Annotated in this window: 17 protein-coding genes; 3 read left to right on the top strand and 14 right to left on the bottom strand. The window is 41.6% G+C overall.

The features are described 5' to 3' along the window. Window positions 1-7 precede the first annotated feature (7 nt). Window positions 8-1,747 (bottom strand): NAD(P)H-hydrate dehydratase, encoded by a 1,740-nt coding sequence (locus ACI2JM_RS10995; protein ID WP_404644170.1) that lies wholly within the window; start codon window positions 1,745-1,747, stop codon window positions 8-10. Between the two features lie 189 nt (window positions 1,748-1,936). Here ACI2JM_RS10995 and queG point away from each other — a divergent pair, with 189 nt between their 5' ends. Next, complete coding sequence (gene queG / locus ACI2JM_RS10990; RefSeq protein ID WP_404644168.1) at window positions 1,937-3,169, top strand: tRNA epoxyqueuosine(34) reductase QueG; 1,233 nt, start codon at window positions 1,937-1,939, stop codon at window positions 3,167-3,169. A gap of 101 nt (window positions 3,170-3,270) precedes the next feature. Here the strand turns inward: queG and lysM are convergent, their stop codons facing one another. The 6 genes from lysM to ACI2JM_RS10960 form a co-directional block, all read right to left on the bottom strand. Continuing rightward, the gene (gene lysM / locus ACI2JM_RS10985; RefSeq protein ID WP_404644166.1) at window positions 3,271-3,780 is read right to left on the bottom strand and encodes a peptidoglycan-binding protein LysM; all 510 of its coding nucleotides are present in this window, start codon (window positions 3,778-3,780) and stop codon (window positions 3,271-3,273) included. A 302-nt stretch (window positions 3,781-4,082) separates the two neighbouring features. After that, complete coding sequence (acpP, locus tag ACI2JM_RS10980; protein ID WP_025652201.1) at window positions 4,083-4,319, bottom strand: acyl carrier protein; 237 nt, start codon at window positions 4,317-4,319, stop codon at window positions 4,083-4,085. Window positions 4,320-4,601: 282 nt separating this feature from the next. Continuing rightward, on the bottom strand, window positions 4,602-5,330 hold the full coding sequence (gene fabG / locus ACI2JM_RS10975; protein ID WP_045454442.1) for a 3-oxoacyl-ACP reductase FabG: 729 nt from the start codon (window positions 5,328-5,330) through the stop codon (window positions 4,602-4,604). Next, on the bottom strand, window positions 5,327-6,295 hold the full coding sequence (gene fabD / locus ACI2JM_RS10970; protein ID WP_270895562.1) for an ACP S-malonyltransferase: 969 nt from the start codon (window positions 6,293-6,295) through the stop codon (window positions 5,327-5,329). The genes fabG and fabD overlap by 4 nt, the downstream gene beginning before the upstream one ends. Window positions 6,296-6,732: 437 nt before the next feature. Beyond that, complete coding sequence (rpmF, locus tag ACI2JM_RS10965) at window positions 6,733-6,915, bottom strand: 50S ribosomal protein L32 (protein WP_011512869.1); 183 nt, start codon at window positions 6,913-6,915, stop codon at window positions 6,733-6,735. Window positions 6,916-7,252: 337 nt separating this feature from the next. After that, a complete protein-coding gene (locus tag ACI2JM_RS10960) occupies window positions 7,253-7,846 on the bottom strand; it encodes a DUF177 domain-containing protein (protein ID WP_045446650.1) in 594 nt (197 codons plus the stop codon). A 185-nt stretch (window positions 7,847-8,031) separates the two neighbouring features. Between ACI2JM_RS10960 and ACI2JM_RS10955 the strand changes: the two genes are divergently transcribed. Beyond that, a complete protein-coding gene (locus ACI2JM_RS10955; RefSeq protein WP_404644163.1) occupies window positions 8,032-8,772 on the top strand; it encodes an elongation factor P hydroxylase in 741 nt (246 codons plus the stop codon). Window positions 8,773-8,990: 218 nt separating this feature from the next. Next, window positions 8,991-9,611, top strand: coding sequence for an L-threonylcarbamoyladenylate synthase (locus ACI2JM_RS10950; RefSeq protein WP_060490532.1), 621 nt, complete (start codon window positions 8,991-8,993; stop codon window positions 9,609-9,611). Window positions 9,612-9,689: 78 nt separating this feature from the next. Here the strand turns inward: ACI2JM_RS10950 and rplQ are convergent, their stop codons facing one another. The 7 genes from rplQ to secY all read right to left on the bottom strand — a co-directional run bounded on the left by rplQ (window position 9,690) and on the right by secY (window position 14,347). Then, a complete protein-coding gene (rplQ, locus tag ACI2JM_RS10945) occupies window positions 9,690-10,049 on the bottom strand; it encodes a 50S ribosomal protein L17 (protein WP_021813387.1) in 360 nt (119 codons plus the stop codon). Between the two features lie 19 nt (window positions 10,050-10,068). Next, a complete protein-coding gene (locus tag ACI2JM_RS10940; protein WP_045446643.1) occupies window positions 10,069-11,076 on the bottom strand; it encodes a DNA-directed RNA polymerase subunit alpha in 1,008 nt (335 codons plus the stop codon). Window positions 11,077-11,156: 80 nt separating this feature from the next. Then, window positions 11,157-11,798: a 30S ribosomal protein S4 gene (gene rpsD, locus ACI2JM_RS10935; RefSeq protein ID WP_010196731.1), complete on the bottom strand. Its 642-nt coding sequence runs from the start codon at window positions 11,796-11,798 to the stop codon at window positions 11,157-11,159. A 48-nt stretch (window positions 11,799-11,846) separates the two neighbouring features. Continuing rightward, window positions 11,847-12,236, bottom strand: coding sequence for a 30S ribosomal protein S11 (rpsK, locus tag ACI2JM_RS10930; protein WP_045454458.1), 390 nt, complete (start codon window positions 12,234-12,236; stop codon window positions 11,847-11,849). A 20-nt stretch (window positions 12,237-12,256) separates the two neighbouring features. Further along, complete coding sequence (rpsM, locus tag ACI2JM_RS10925) at window positions 12,257-12,613, bottom strand: 30S ribosomal protein S13 (protein WP_021813384.1); 357 nt, start codon at window positions 12,611-12,613, stop codon at window positions 12,257-12,259. Between the two features lie 253 nt (window positions 12,614-12,866). Then, window positions 12,867-12,983, bottom strand: coding sequence for a 50S ribosomal protein L36 (gene rpmJ / locus ACI2JM_RS10920; RefSeq protein WP_010196721.1), 117 nt, complete (start codon window positions 12,981-12,983; stop codon window positions 12,867-12,869). A gap of 32 nt (window positions 12,984-13,015) precedes the next feature. Further along, window positions 13,016-14,347, bottom strand: a complete 1,332-nt coding sequence (gene secY, locus ACI2JM_RS10915) for a preprotein translocase subunit SecY (RefSeq protein ID WP_173936727.1) — start codon at window positions 14,345-14,347, stop codon at window positions 13,016-13,018. Between the last annotated feature and the right edge of the window lie 2 nt (window positions 14,348-14,349).

Raw genomic sequence — 14,349 nt, 5'->3', positions numbered from 1 at the left:
CTTAATGCTAATTATAGACGTTAATCAATAGCTGCATCACATGACGAATGGCTGCTGGCATATCCTGAGCTTGTAGTCCTCGTTGTCCAACCAATAACGTATTATTACTCTGATTGACCAGCGTATCCCCTGCTAATCCATGTATAACAACCGCTTGATGCAAGCTTTGCATTCCTGATGATAAATCTTGTTGTGCTAGCAGACCAGCAATGACACCGGATAACACATCACCCATGCCAGCCGTCGCCATACCCGCATTACCGGCAGCACAAACATAAACGTGGTGCTCATCTAAGCCCTGCTCTAATATCAAAGAACCTGCGCCTTTTAGCACCCATTCACCACCATAAGTTATAGCGCACTGTTTTATCGCTTGTAGTCTATCGCTTTCCACCTCACTGATTCTCTTATTCAGTAATCTAGCAGTTTCGCCACTGTGCGGTGTCAAACAAACTTGATGATTAACGCTATATTCTCGCAGCTGACTGACCAATTCATGATGCTCTAATTGCAATGATGCCAAATGATAAAGTCCATCAGCATCAATCACTATTGCCTTTTTAGCTGTCATCGCAGTTTGTAGATACTTTATAAACAACACTTTTGCTTTTTCATCACGACCAAGCCCCATACCAATCGCAATCACAGTGGCTGACTTGATTAACTCCTGCACTCCGTCCATATCATGCAAATTAATCGTCATTGCATCTGGTAGCGAAGTTAATAGGGCGCTATGAAAAGCCTCATGGCAAGCAACTGTAATTTTACCCGATCCTGCCGCCATCGAGCTCGAAGCAGACAGTATCGCAGCGCCGCCCATACCTTGTGAGCCATCGATACGATTACCGCCAATAATCAGTACATGACCATAGCTACCTTTGTAGCTATTTTGACGGCGAGGACTTAGACCATATGCAGTAGTAATTAGTGTTGCTACTGGCATGAAAATTTTGCCATTTATTGGATAAGGTATCAGCGGTATATCAATTACCTTGCCGCTATGATCCATACCATCCTTGGTATGCAAACCGAATTTCCGTGCAATTAAACATAGCGTTATATCAGCTTGTATAGCCACATGCTCAAACACTTCGCCAGTCGAAGCCACCAAACCACTTGGAATATCAACCGCAATGGCCAAGGTGTTATTTCCTTCAGATAACTCATTAAAAGTGCTAATGGCCATTTTATAAATACCTGTAGGCGCACGATCCAGTCCAATACCAAACAACGCATCAATATAGACATCGGCTTGCAGATTACCACCTATTCCTTCTTGTAGATCACAAGCACTATTTTCAAAGCGTCGATAAGGGCAATTAGCCAATAGTGCCTCTTTTAGGGCTTTTTGTGCGTCGGAAAATACTGTTGTGTCATTGGTATCAAAATCATCACTCTCAAAACCCACTGTCACCACTTGTACCTGCCAACCCATTTGCTGTAAGTAATAAGCAATGAGCCAACCGTCGCCACCATTATTACCCTTTCCAACCCAAATGCTCACTCGATGCTGGCGCATATGACGACGAGGCACATAAGTAGTGGCTGATGGATATATGTTTAATTGTTTTTGTTCATATAATTGCTCTATGTGTTGCGCCATTTGCCAGGCTGCTTGTTTCATCAACCCAAAACTATCATGCCCCTCTACAAACCATGCTTGCTCCATCGCATAGAGTTGTTCACTGCTATATAACGGGATAGGTTTTGTACTTTTTATAGGTAATAAATTGGTCTGATTTTTCATAACTAATCCTTGAGTATTTTTTGCTGATTTTTTATTTTATTGAGATATGATTACTATCATTTAGCATCAGAGCAAACGCTTACATCAACGTATGTATCAATATGAATGTGAAATTATTTGCTTTTATACTTGCGCTCTTAGCTCACTGGCTTATTATATCGATATTCACTCTATCGCCTACTGTCACACATGAATAATCTTCCTAAAGTAAACTTGCCTATCTCTTCAACCCAGCAGAAATCAGCTAAGAAAATCTCTTCTGAACCTAAGCCTGCGTCCGAAAAAAAAATTAATGTGAATAATAGCCCAACATTTACCACCACAGCAGATGTCAAACAATGGATTAAAGACCAAGCACAGGCTTTAGGGTTTGCCGACTGTGGGTTTTTATCGGTGCATCACCCTTTATTTGCTAAGCAGATTGTACAATTGCAACAATGGCTCGATAAAGGCTATGAGGGACAATTGCAGTTTATGCATAACAACCATGAACTGCGGGCAAATCCTGACCAACTGGTAGAAGGGGCAAAAACCATCATCAGTGTCCGTATGGATTACCTGACTCAAGCACCAACCCCACGTACGATCACTGACAATGACTACCCCAATCAAGGCATCATCGCTCGTTATGCCAGAGGACGCGACTATCATAAAACGATGCGCAGTCGTTTGAAGCAATTGGCACTAAAGATAGAAGCCATGCTTCCTGAGTGGCAACACCTCAATATAGGTTCAGAGCAAGATTTTATTTTTAGGCCTTTTAGCGACTCTGCTCCTATTTTCGAGCGACCCATTGCCGATGCTGCTGGTCTTGGCTGGACAGGAAAGCACACCTTATTAATCAACAAGCAAGCAGGTTCATTTTTTGTATTGGGTGAGCTATTTATTAGCCTTGAGTTACCTGATGACAAACCCGTCAAAGAGCATTGCGGCAGTTGTAGCGCTTGTATCAATATCTGTCCCACTCAAGCGATTGTCGCGCCCTATAAGCTCAATGCTGCAGCTTGTATCTCCTACCTCACTATCGAGCACGACGGTATTATTGATACAAAATACCGCCGCGCGATTGGTAATCGCATCTTTGGCTGTGACGACTGTCAACTTATCTGTCCTTGGAATCGCTACGCCAATCTTACACCTGTAGAGGACTTCGCACCACGGCATAACCTTGATAGCAGCAGTCTGCTTGAGCTGTGGCAATGGCAAGAAGCTGAATTTATGAAAAAAACTGAAGGCAGCCCGCTTAGACGCACAGGCTATGTGAACTTTTTGCGTAATATCGCGATTGGTCTTGGAAATGCTAATGGTAATGAAGAAACCATTACTCAGTTACAATCAAAGTTGGGCGTACATAACGAAATGCTCGATGTACATATCAATTGGGCCATAACTGAACAGTATGAGAAGTTAAAAGACCTCTAAATCTTAAGTTTATATTTATATACGCCAAAAAAATGCCTCTTATTATAGTAAGAGGCATTTTTTATTTTATTCACGCATATCTCTGACAGTTCAAAAGCCTATTATGGCTTAGGAATACGCAGTACTTGACCAGGATAAATCTTATCAGGGCTAGATAGCATCGGCTTATTGGCTTCAAAGATTTTCATATAATCATTCGCTGAACCATAAACCTCTTTTGCAATCTTAGACAAGCTATCACCAGATTTCACTGTATACATCGTTGACTCAGGCGCATCTTCTTCGATATCAATATTATCGATTACCTTAGCCACGTTTTGTACATTACCAATGGCGATAATCGCTTTTTCGCGGTCTGCTTGCGTTTTAGCTTTACCGCTGATTTCTGCAGTATCTGTTGAGCCGTTATACTTGATTTTCAAATCGCTAATATTAAGATTCTGCTGTTGAATACGACGAAGTAAAATATTGGCAACTGATTGCGCAGAAGGTTCGCTACTCTGTACTGGCGTATTGGCGTCTGCTTTAGTTTCTGACTTGGCATCGTGTTTGGCGTCATCACGATTGAAAATTTTATCACCAATATCTTTTGCAAAACTGAACATACCCATTTACATACTCCTTTAAATATTGTTATTTATTATTCATCATTATTTTTTTAATGGCATATACTTTCATATATAACCACACTTTATATATAACTACACTCTGTTACTGCTAACTATTATGAGTATAGACAAAGATAGATGATGTAGATAGTAATAGTATGTTGAGTAATGTTGATTTGGCGTAGCTTATGTTAACGTATTGATTGGTCATATAACTATCTGTTGCCATGGCAAATTAAGAACATAAAAAAACCGCCTATCTCTACAGATAGGCGGCTAAAATAACTCGCTAAGCCACTAGCTAATTATAGCTGCGCTTGTACATAATCAATCGCTTTTTGAACAGTCGTTAATTCTGCTGAATCTTCATCAGGAATGGTAATGCCAAAGTCACTTTCAAATGACATAACCAATTCGACTAGGTCTAACGAATCTGCACCTAAGTCTTCCATAAATGATGCATCATTGTTGATATCTTCAACATTCATACCCAATTGCTCAGCTACTGCAGCTTTAACTCTTAGCTCGGTATCATTACTCATGTAGATTTCTCCTTTTTGATCTATTATTTTGGCAAGTCACCATAGGCCTATCATTAGGCTCTACAGCATTGTATATAAAATCATATCTTCAGATTAGCACAGCTATCTGAGTACTTTGTAACTTGTTTTATAGCTGGTTATACGTTTTGACTGATGTCTAGTAAAGCCCTGCTATAATACAGGGCTTTGACATAAAAGTATCCGTCATTATAACACCCTTTATTATAGTTTACACTCGTGCACAGAGTTTTTTATTATAACTGTGTAACACTTGTTTATCACCTACATATACATACCGCCATTGACAGGGATAACAGCGCCTGTGATATAACTGGCCTCATCGCTGGCTAAGAAATGTACGGCTGCTGCAATGTCTTCTGGCTGTCCAAGGCGACTGATAGGTACCGCGTCTAGCATAGAGTTCAATAGGCGCTCATCAAGCTCGTCCGTCATATCCGTTTCGATCAGACCAGGGGCTACGCAATTAATCGTCACTTGTCGTGAGCCAATTTCACGCGCGAGCGTACGGCTGAACCCTTCGACGCCTGCTTTGGTCGCCGCATAGTTAGATTGACCGGCATTACCCATTTGCGCAACGACAGAAGTTATATTGATGATGCGACCACGGCGTGCTTTCATCATACCGCGCACAGCACGTTTACTCATGCGGTATACCGACGTCAAATTGGTATCGATAACATTTTCCCAGTCGTCATCTTTCATACGCATCAGCAGACCATCTTGGGTGATACCTGCATTATTGACCAAGACTTGTACTGCGCCGTAGACGCTCTCAATCTCTTCAAACAGCTTATCAATTTGTGCGGTATCACGCACGTCTAAAACACGTCCAATACCGCCACTATCGTGGAGATAACCATCAATCAGCTCAGCACCTTTTTCCGTAGTGGCTGTACCAATAACAAAATGTCCTTCTTTGGCGAAACGTTTGGCAACGGCTTTACCAATACCACGGCTAGCACCTGTCACTAGAGTAATCGTACGACTCATGATAACACCTCCATTAATTTATCAAGACGAGCGGGCTTGTCAGTAGGATAGCTCGTAATTGGCTGTGCTTGGCGCTTCGCCAAGTTGCTCAACACATTACCACTGCCGCATTCAATTAAAATATTAATTTGTTTGTCAGCCAGCTCTTGCATGGTTTTTGACCATAATACTGGTTGGCTTAATTGCTCTGTTAATGCCTGCTTGATACCGACCGCACTGCTCTCGACACGCGCATGTCGATTTTGGATAACAGGAATCGTCGCTTGATCAAATTTTATTTCTGCCAGAATTTCAGCCAATGCACTACTGGCTGGCTCCATAAGCGCGCAATGTGATGGTACGCTGACCTTTAGCGGGATAGATTTTTTGCCAGTGTTTTGCACTTTATCAATAACGGCATTCACACCAGCAGCATTACCCGATATCACCACTTGTCCTGGACTATTAAAGTTGGCTGCACCTACAATGGCACCCTCGACATGTTCAGTCGCTTGCTCACACAAGTTTTCTACTCGATTGTCCTCAAGCCCTAACACTGCTGCCATGGCAGTATCGACACCTAGAACGGCTTCTTGCATCAACTGACCGCGCTTATGTACCAATTTAACCGCATCAGCAAGCGATATGACTTCAGCCGCACAAAGCGCACTGTACTCACCTAGAGAATGACCCGCTAAATAACAAGGTGCTGTGGTTATTTTTTGTTTTAAGATACGCCAAATAGCGATGCTGGCCGTCAGTAATGCTGGCTGAGTATACTGTGTTTGGTTGAGTTTTTCTTCATTTTGACAGATTGCCCATAAGTCTTCACCAAGCGCGGCACTAGCTTCAGTAAAGGTATCGAGAATCTCTGGATAGATTTCAGCAAGCTCACTAGTCATCCCGACTACTTGCGATCCTTGACCAGGAAAAATTACCGCAATACGTGTCGGCGGCTTTTTTACCATATCGGGTACAGAGGCCATAACCAATATTCCTTATTTAATTGGAAATATCCCTAAAAACAATTGGGGTTTATTATATTATTAGAGGCGATATAAAGCCGTTGCTTTAGTATTTGTCTAAAAAAACGGATTATCGATAAACTATACACTGACGCACACTATTATCATAGCGGATGCTACTGAAACACGTATAGTAAAAGATACCACTCAAATTAAAACGGTAGAGTATATCGGTTCATTTTCATATTTTCTAAAGGCATATGGTAAAAGGTTATTCAAATACCTACCATAAAAGCCAATAGCAAAAAGCCAAGTTATCTAGCCACATAATATATGATAGCGAAATAACTTGGCTTTCTTCAGCTCAAAGCATATTACCTAATAACAGCGTTGAAAAAATAATGACAGTCACCAGTACTATCATTATTTTTACAATCAGCTATTGAATAGCCAACAATTTAAGCGTCTTGACTAACTTTAAACAACTGGCGACCACGGTAGAAACCATCTTTAGTCATGTGATGACGACGATGTTTTTCACCAGTGGTAGCATCTACGCTTATCTCAGCGATTTCCATACGATGATGTGAACGGCGCATGTCACGACGAGAACGACTTTTACGACTTTTTTGAACGGCCATGATATAGCTCCTATACTTAAAAGGGGATAAGCTTGAAATTCAGCTTTAATCGACACTGACAGAGGCTATATAATCACAACAACCTAAGTCTTACGCATCATTAGTTAAATAGATTGCCACGTATTAAAGTGTTGATTACGTCTAAAATCTATAGTTAGTCTGCAAGATCAGCATCTATCTGCCAGTAGCAGATTGCTAGAATGCAATAAACGGGACATTATACGCATGTTTAGCGGATTAATAAAGCCCTGCTTCTCACTCTTTGGTAGAAAGCTGATGAAAGGTATCATAAATTTATTAAGTAGTACATTTATATATGACTTGTCTCTTAATAAGATTACAACTTGCCTTTTAGCGAGGCTAAAGCAGCAAAAGGATTTTCGCTTTCTTCCTCTTCTGGAATCTCACCAAATTGCTCTACCGTCATTTCACAGTCGTCATGTTTTGGCGACATTGGCGTCTTCAGCAATATCTCATCTTCTACCAATTTTTTGAATGGCAATAAAAGCTCTGGTGCAGGCTCAGTAATAATTTCATCAAGTAATAAATAGTCTTGTTCATCATTGATTGAACGTGCTTGGCTCTCATCTTCTAGTAGCGCAATATTATAATCATCAGACAAATCGATAGCTACTGGCTGTAGGCAACGCTGACAGGTTAACCAAACTTCACCCGTCAGTGTGAATGCCAAATGTAAGACATTATTGCGTCGATACAGATTGGCATTAAGCGAGATGTTTGCTTGTTCATGTTCGGTGGCTAAGGTAGCAGCAAGACGTTTGAAAGCGCTTGGCTCTACCTCTCCTGTCCATTCATATCCAGTATCTGCCCATTTATCCAAAGAAATAGATTCAGGCATACTAGTAGATAAAGGCGCTTTTTTATTATCAGCATAACCTGCTGACGGTTTACTTTCTGGAGTGCTTGACATGCGCGACCTCATTCATCAAAACGGTGTATAATATTGCCTGCCATACTAACGGAAAGCATTGAGCGACGCTAGCGCTAGTATGTTAAATTTATTTGATATAAGCTCTATTTTCATCTCTTTATTTCTCCTATTTATATTCAAAGATAGTTCTTGTTTTTATCTTTTATTTGACCAGTGCTTTACCTATGAATGTGTTTAATGATAAACCTGACTTCTCGAACCTACTTTCTCCACTTGAAGCAAAGATACTATTGCAACGTCTCACTACGTTAACCAGTAATGTGAATGCCTCTTCCACTGACTCGTGGAACCTTAAAAACAATCAGTGCTTAGAGGATGTAAAAAGTGAATGGCAAAGGTTAGAAAGGTTAGCTGCTATCAAAAGCTTAGATGGCACTCCATCATTGGTTAATAAATACGAGCAAGCGGCTACTGATTGGCTCATCCAATTATTCAATAATTTATTCGCTCATCAAAATGTGACATTGGTTCGTGGACAAGGAGAACCAGAGTACTTTCCGGCACAAAATAAAGAACCCGCAAAAATTGAATTCGCTCATGGATTTTTTGCTAGTGCGTTGCATGAAATGAGCCATTGGTGTGTAGCTGGAGAGGCTCGTAGACGTTTGGCTGACTTTGGCTACTGGTATGCACCAGATGGGCGTACCGCCGCTCAGCAGCAAGCATTTGAGCGCGTAGAGATTAAGCCACAAGCGTTAGAGTGTCTATTTACTCTCGCTTGCGAACGATCATTTGAGGTATCACAAGATAATTTGTTTGCTGACTTTGATACAAGCAATAGTACATTCGCAAATGACGTCTACCGACAAGTGCAACAATACATCGCTAAGCCCAATATATTGCCACCTGATGCTAAGACTTTATTACACGCCTTACTCAGTGTCTGTATAGCTGATTCAAAATAACAGCAACCTATCAGTTTAAAGGTGTGGCATTTTTGCGTTAACGATTGTCTACGCATAGTAACGGCTTGCAATCAAACTTATATTGGCTTTGCGCTATACTAGGAAGGCAGTAATGCTTTTTTAGTAAACTTAGTGAAAGAAGCGTATGCGCCAAAAATGTTCTACTTAGTCAAAAACTTCACATTTAAAAACCCATAATTATAAAATAAGGAACTGCTATGCAAGTATTTTATATTCATCCAGAAAATCCACAGCCACGTCTGATTGAGCAAGTGGCGGATCTGTTACGTAAAGACCAGCTCATTATCTACCCTACCGATACCAGCTATGCTTTTGGTTGTCGCTTAGGGGCAAAGGATGCACTCGATAAGCTCAAACAAATTCGTGAGCTTGATGATAAACACCAGTTTACCTTGCTATGCCGTGACTTAAGCGAAATTGCCAACTATGCCGCAGTAGACAATGTACAATTTAAACAGCTTAAAGCACTTACTCCTGCGCCCATCACCTTTATCCTCAATGCCACAAAAGACGTACCAAAAAAATTGGCACATGCGAAGAAAAAAACCATCGGTATTCGAGTACCTAGCAACCCTATTGCGCAAGCGCTTTTAGAGGCCATGGATGAACCTATCTTAACCAGTTCATTAATTCTGCCTAACCGCGATGACATACTAGATGATCCCTTTGAGATTGAGGATTTATTAGGCAATCAAATCGACGGTTTGATAAATGCAGGTATAAAAACCACTAAGCTCACTACGATTGTTGATATGACTGGTAGCCAGCCTGAAATTATCAGACAAGGTGCCGCGGATGTAGATTCACTACTACGGTAATAGACTCAAGTATCAGACACAAAAAAAGCTCCAATTCAATTGGAGCTTTTTTATATACATTTTTTGCTTATTGTAAAATTAGTCGCGATCAACCAATTCTACATATGCCATTGGCGCATTGTCACCATCACGGTAACCACATTTTACGATACGCAAATATCCACCTGGACGGGTCTGGTAACGAGGACCTAACGTGCCAAATAGTTTACCTACCATAGCTTTGCTACGCATACGGCTAAATGCCAAACGACGGTTAGCAACGCTGTCTTCTTTAGCCATAGTGATTAATGGCTCGGCAACGCGACGTAACTCTTTTGCTTTTGGTAAAGTTGTTTTGATCAGTTCATGCTCAAATAATGAGTTAGTCATGTTCTGAAACATTGCCTTACGATGACTGCCGGTACGACCCAGCTTGACTCCACTCTTACGATGGCGCATAGTCAAAAATCCTTAAAGTTTAACGGCTACGATAAGAAAAGCGATCATCAACACGAAGGTCAGCTGGTGGCCAGTTATCTAGGCGCATACCGAGCTCTAAATCTTTAGACGCTAGTACGTCTTTGATTTCCGTTAATGATTTCTTACCAAGATTTGGGGTTTTTAGAAGTTCAGTCTCTGAACGTTGTACCAAATCACCGATATAGTAAATGTTTTCAGCTTTCAAGCAGTTGGCTGAGCGAACCGTTAGTTCAAGATCGTCCACAGGGCGTAATAGCACCGGATCAACCTCTTCTTTCTCTTTCACAGGCTCAGGCGCTTCTTCAGCTTCTAGGTCAACAAAGATAGAAATCTGTTGTTGTAAAATAGTGGCTGCTTTACGAATTGCTTCTTCTGGATCTATAGTGCCATTAGTTTCAAGCTCAATGATAAGACGATCAAGATCAGTACGCTGCTCTACACGAGCGTTCTCAACCTGATAAGCAACACGAAGCACAGGACTAAAACTTGCATCAAGCTTTAAACGTCCGATTGCTTTAGTATCACCATCTTCACGGCGCTGGTTTGCTGGCTCATATCCACGACCCATTACTACACGCAAACGCATCTTAAGATGACCACGATCACTCAATGTACCCAACACCAATTCTGGATTGACGATGTCTACATTATGCGGTAACGCGATGTCTGCAGCAGTAATAGTGCCTGGACCTTGTTTATCCAAGGTCAAAAATACTTCATTTTGGTCATGAAGCGTAATAGCCAAGCCTTTTAGATTCAAAAGCAAGTCAAGTACATCTTCTTGTAGCCCTTCAAGCGTTGAGTATTCATGGTCAACACCATCAATCTCAGCTTCAATGACTGCAGCACCAGGTAATGAAGATAACAAGATGCGACGTAAGGCATTACCAAGGGTATGCCCAAAGCCGCGTTCTAACGGTTCGAGCGTGACTTTCGCAATCGTTTCATTAACCGTATCCACATTAATGGCATTCGGCGTTAGAAACTCAGTTGCATTTAGCATCATGATGTCACCTCGATTTATTAAACTGGTTTAATTAACGTTGATTGCTCAATGCCGTTTTCACGACATCGAGCATTACGTCATTACTTAGAGTATAGCTCAACGATCAAGCTTTCGTTGATTTCAGCAGGTAGATCAATACGATCAGGCGCTTGTTTGAACGTGCCTTGTAATTTGCTGTGGTCAACATCTAGCCATTCTGGAATACCACGTTGGGTAGCCAGCTCAATTGCGTTTTTAATACGTAATTGCTCGCGAGACTTCTCTTGGATAGCGATGACATCACCATCTTGCAACTGAATTGATGGAATGTTCACACGAACAAACTCATCACGGCCAGCTTTTTTTACCATAACAGTACGATGACTGACTAGCTGACGTGCTTCGGCGCGAGTTGAGCCAAAGCCCATGCGATAAACAACGTTATCTAGACGGCTCTCAAGCATGGCTAACAGGTTTTCACCAGTAGCACCGCGCTTACGAGCAGCTTCTTTATAGTAATTAGCAAACTGACGCTCTAGTACACCATAGATACGCTTAACTTTCTGCTTTTCACGCAGCTGTAAAGCATATTCTGAGGTCTTGTTACGGCTTACACCGTGTTGACCTGGTGGACGACCAGCTTTTTTCGTTTTTACGTCGTATGGTTTAACGCCAGACTTAAGACCTAAGTCCGTGCCTTCACGACGTGATAATTTGAGTTTTGGTCCAATATAGCGGGCCATTGTTATGTCTCCTATAAGCTTTTGGGATAAAAAGCTTCGTCTTTAATATTAGACGCGGCGCTTTTTCGGCGCACGGCAACCATTGTGTGGGATTGGGGTTACATCAGAGATGCTGTTAACTTTATAACCCAATGCACCTAGTGCTCTTACCGCAGACTCACGACCCGGTCCTGGTCCTTTGACCAAAACGTCGATATTCTTAACACCATATTCTTGAGCCGCTTTACCAGCGACTTCAGCTGCAACCTGAGCTGCAAATGGTGTAGATTTACGTGAACCACGGAAGCCTTGTCCACCTGAAGTGGCCCAAGCCAGTGCATTACCTTGACGATCGGTAATCGTAACAATGGTGTTATTAAAAGACGCATGGATATGGGCAATGCCCTCCGATACTGAACGACGAGTCACTTTCTTGCGACTACGAGTGTCTTTAGCCATCTTTTAGCTTCCTAAGTTAATTATCTTTTGAGAGGGCGTGTCGGACCCTTACGAGTACGAGCGTTGTTCTTAGTATTCTGACCTCTAACTGGTAGGTTACGACGATGACGGATGCCACGGTAACAACCAAGATCAACTAAACGCTTGATATTCATTGACACTTCACGACGAAGATCACCTTCAGTCATGTAATTTGCAACTTGTGCACGGATAGCATCTAACTGTGTATCATCTAACTGACTAACTTTAGTAGTAGGGGCAATGCCAACTGCTTCTAAGATTTTCTGAGCAGTGGTACGACCTACACCAAAGATGTAAGTTAGTGAAATAACAGCATGCTTATTATCCGGAATGTTTACGCCGGCAATACGAGCCATTGATTTCTCTCCATTAAAGAAAAATAAGCGTTATTTATCAATAAGGCTTTATTTTTCAGATTTGTTGCTGTCAATACTAAAGCTTTTATAATTATTATCGCTGCTTTGACTTGGTTACAAGCCTATTCATTGACGGTCTTATAAAAGTTTTTGCATAAACTACGGCAAGTGGCGGATGATATCCCATCCGCCTTCATTTTTCAAGTATTAATTTAAATAGTAACAAAAGTCTAAGACTTTATAATACTAAATATTAACCTTGACGTTGCTTGTGGCGAGGTTCTGCTGTACAGATGATATGTACACGGCCTTTACGGCGCACAACTTTACAGCTACCACAAATCTTTTTAACTGATGCTTGAACTTTCATAGCATGCTCCTTTGAGATATCGTACCGCTCATTTAAGGTTGAGTGGGCGATTGAATTAACGTCTGATCATGATATTGATGGGTCATCAAATGCGCTTGGATTTGCGAAATGAAGTCCATTACCACAACCACCATAATCAGTAAAGACGTACCACCGAGTTGAAACGGTACACCAAACGATGACTGGACGACCATTGGCATTAAACAAATAACCGTCATATACATCGCGCCAATAAAGGTCAGTCGGTTTAATACATGATCTAGGTAACGCTGAGTTTGTTGTCCGGGGCGAATACCTGGGATATACGCACCACTACGTTTAAGGTTTTCAGCTACTTCACGTGGACTAAATACCAATGCCGTATAGAAGTAACAGAAGAAAATAATCATCGCGCCAAACAGAACCAAATATAGCGGCTGTCCTGGAGACAACACCAATGCCATATTCTGTAGTATTTTTTGTGTAAGGGTAGGATCAGTTGATTGACCGACCCACTGCCCTAAACTTGCTGGAAACAACAATAACGAGCTGGCAAAAATGGCTGGGATAACCCCTGCCATGTTAAGCTTCAGCGGCAAATGTGACTGCTGCTGAGCATATATTTTACGACCTTGTTGCTGCTTCTGCGCATAGTTCACTGGGACACGGCGCTGAGCACGTTCAATATAAACGATACCAGCAGTAACCGCGATGCCTAGTAGTACAAAAATAAACAGTACAATCAAGTTCATCTGCCCTTGATTAACCTGTTCAATAGACTGCGAAATCATACCTGGCGTACCAGCCACAATACTCGCAAAAATGAGCATTGAAATACCATTACCTACGCCGCGCTCTGTAATCTGCTCACCAAGCCACATCAAGAACATAGCGCCCGCTACCAATGAGGTAACCGCTGGAATATAAAAGGTCAGACCAGAAGATAAAGTAAGATTTTGACTGATTAAGCCAGCACACATTCCTAATGACTGTACTAGGGCTAAAGCAAGTGTCCCTTGACGGGTATACTTGTTCAGCTTACGTCGTCCCGCTTCGCCTTCTTTTTTGAGGGCTTCAAGCGATGGCAATACTGCAGACATCATCTGTACAATAATCGATGCTGAAATATACGGCATAATGCCGAGCGCCATAATGGACATACGCTCTAGTGCACCACCTGAGAACATGTTAAACATGCTCAAAATGGTATTTTCGTTGCGCGAAAACAGATCAGCCAAGTTGACCGGATTGATACCCGGTACTGGAATATGTGACCCTAAACGATAAACAACCAATGCGCCGATTAAGAATAATAAACGCGTCCATAATTCATCATACTTGCGTATGAATGCAAATGGATTGAGCGGTATACCAGTCGATGACATTG

It is taken from the genome of Psychrobacter sp. NPDC064578, assembly GCF_044901245.1.
Lineage (GTDB): Bacteria > Pseudomonadota > Gammaproteobacteria > Pseudomonadales > Moraxellaceae > Psychrobacter > Psychrobacter cibarius_C.
The sequence above is the reverse complement of the archived record's forward strand: the minus strand, read 5'-3'. Positions and strand labels throughout refer to the sequence as shown.

Excerpts from the sequence above, each read along its gene's own strand:
- rpmJ (WP_010196721.1), bottom strand. The coding sequence starts at position 12,983 with ATGAAAGTTCAAGCATCAGTTAAAAAGATTTGTGGTAGCTGTAAAGTT.
- ACI2JM_RS10960 (WP_045446650.1), bottom strand. The coding sequence starts at position 7,846 with ATGTCAAGCACTCCAGAAAGTAAACCGTCAGCAGGTTATGCTGATAAT.
- rpsK (WP_045454458.1), bottom strand. The coding sequence starts at position 12,236 with ATGGCTAAAGACACTCGTAGTCGCAAGAAAGTGACTCGTCGTTCAGTA.
- fabG (WP_045454442.1), bottom strand. The coding sequence starts at position 5,330 with ATGAGTCGTACGATTACTCTAGTGACAGGTGCTAGCCGTGGTATTGGT.
- lysM (WP_404644166.1), bottom strand. The coding sequence starts at position 3,780 with ATGGGTATGTTCAGTTTTGCAAAAGATATTGGTGATAAAATTTTCAAT.
- ACI2JM_RS10955 (WP_404644163.1), top strand. The coding sequence starts at position 8,032 with ATGAATGTGTTTAATGATAAACCTGACTTCTCGAACCTACTTTCTCCA.
- ACI2JM_RS10940 (WP_045446643.1), bottom strand. The coding sequence starts at position 11,076 with ATGATGCTAAATGCAACTGAGTTTCTAACGCCGAATGCCATTAATGTG.
- rpsD (WP_010196731.1), bottom strand. The coding sequence starts at position 11,798 with ATGGCCCGCTATATTGGACCAAAACTCAAATTATCACGTCGTGAAGGC.
- ACI2JM_RS10995 (WP_404644170.1), bottom strand. The coding sequence starts at position 1,747 with ATGAAAAATCAGACCAATTTATTACCTATAAAAAGTACAAAACCTATC.
- ACI2JM_RS10950 (WP_060490532.1), top strand. The coding sequence starts at position 8,991 with ATGCAAGTATTTTATATTCATCCAGAAAATCCACAGCCACGTCTGATT.
- secY (WP_173936727.1), bottom strand. The coding sequence starts at position 14,347 with ATGTCATCGACTGGTATACCGCTCAATCCATTTGCATTCATACGCAAG.
- rpmF (WP_011512869.1), bottom strand. The coding sequence starts at position 6,915 with ATGGCCGTTCAAAAAAGTCGTAAAAGTCGTTCTCGTCGTGACATGCGC.
- rplQ (WP_021813387.1), bottom strand. The coding sequence starts at position 10,049 with ATGCGCCATCGTAAGAGTGGAGTCAAGCTGGGTCGTACCGGCAGTCAT.
- fabD (WP_270895562.1), bottom strand. The coding sequence starts at position 6,295 with ATGGCCTCTGTACCCGATATGGTAAAAAAGCCGCCGACACGTATTGCG.
- queG (WP_404644168.1), top strand. The coding sequence starts at position 1,937 with ATGAATAATCTTCCTAAAGTAAACTTGCCTATCTCTTCAACCCAGCAG.
- acpP (WP_025652201.1), bottom strand. The coding sequence starts at position 4,319 with ATGAGTAATGATACCGAGCTAAGAGTTAAAGCTGCAGTAGCTGAGCAA.
- rpsM (WP_021813384.1), bottom strand. The coding sequence starts at position 12,613 with ATGGCTCGTATTGCCGGCGTAAACATTCCGGATAATAAGCATGCTGTT.